Origin of the sequence: Vibrio sp. 1557, from assembly GCF_033340175.1 — a bacterium.
Taxonomy (GTDB): Bacteria; Pseudomonadota; Gammaproteobacteria; order Enterobacterales; family Vibrionaceae; genus Vibrio; species Vibrio alginolyticus.
Genome location: NZ_JAWOVZ010000320.1, coordinates 1 through 1,000, shown reverse-complemented (window position 1 = coordinate 1,000; position 1,000 = coordinate 1). Strand labels below are relative to the sequence as shown.

General features: G+C 43.1%; 2 protein-coding genes. Both read left to right on the top strand.

Translation table 11 applies throughout. The annotated features are described in order from the left end of the window. Positions 1-700: type VI secretion system protein TssL, long form (tssL, locus tag R7070_RS26780; RefSeq protein ID WP_318141601.1), on the top strand; the 700-nt coding region annotated here is incomplete at its 5' end. Positions 701-715: 15 nt separating this feature from the next. Further along, positions 716-1,000, top strand: a 285-nt coding sequence (locus tag R7070_RS26775) for a hypothetical protein (protein WP_318141600.1), incomplete at its 3' end; no start/stop codon positions are given.

Genomic DNA, 1,000 nt, shown 5'->3' with positions numbered 1-1,000 from the left:
ATCAGTGCTTAAGTCACATGGTCGCGGAGTACAGCAAGAGCTTAGTAACAAAGTAGAACAACATATATTGGCAGGTGCTCAGGTTTCGGAACGTGCTCCTCTATGGGTGGTTTGTTCGGTAACTTCCGCACTGCTTGTTTGTATTTTTATGTACTTCAGCTACGAGTTGAACAAAGCTTCCAACCAAACTTTTGCTCAATTGGTAAACCTGATTCAACCAACCCCAGCAGTTAGTAATCCTATGGTTGAGTCAAAGTCAGCACCTATTGCCGAAAGAATATCTATGTATTTGGCAACGGAGATTGGCAAGGATCTTGTCACTGTGGAAGCGTTGCAAGATAGAGTTCGTATTTCTCTTAAAGCTCAAGACCTATTTGAATCTGGTAGTGCGAGCGTTGTGGCTTACATACAGCCAGTTATTTCTAAAGTTGCACGCACCTTAGAAGCGACACAAGGGAAGATCATAATTACCGGGCATACCGATGACCGTCCGATATTTACCAGCAAGTACCCATCCAATTGGCACTTGTCTTTAGCTCGGGCAACTTCTCTTTCCGAACAGTTAATCTCCAACAGTGCACTTAAAGGAAGAGTGATTCCTGAAGGGTTGGGTGATGCGAGACCTTTGGTAGAAAATGATAGTGAAAAGAACCGAGCAATGAATCGTCGAATTGAAATCGATCTTATTGTGGGCAACTAACGGTTGGGCAAGGAAATGAGTATTAAAGAAATAGGCAGAGTATTTACCCAAAGATGGTTTCTTGGTTTAGTCGGTGTAGCCGCGTGCTCCATTTTTATTTGGGTTGTGGGTCCTCTGATCACGGTTGCCGGTTACGAGCCGCTTAAAAGTGATTTTCAACGTTTAGTTACGATCTTAGTGATTGTTTTTGCTTGGGCGCTTATCAACTTAACAAAGCAGCACAAACAGAAAGTTAGAGAAGACGAAAGTATTCAGACGTTGCTTGAAGTAGACAGTCAATCAGACAAAGAAGCCGCCAGT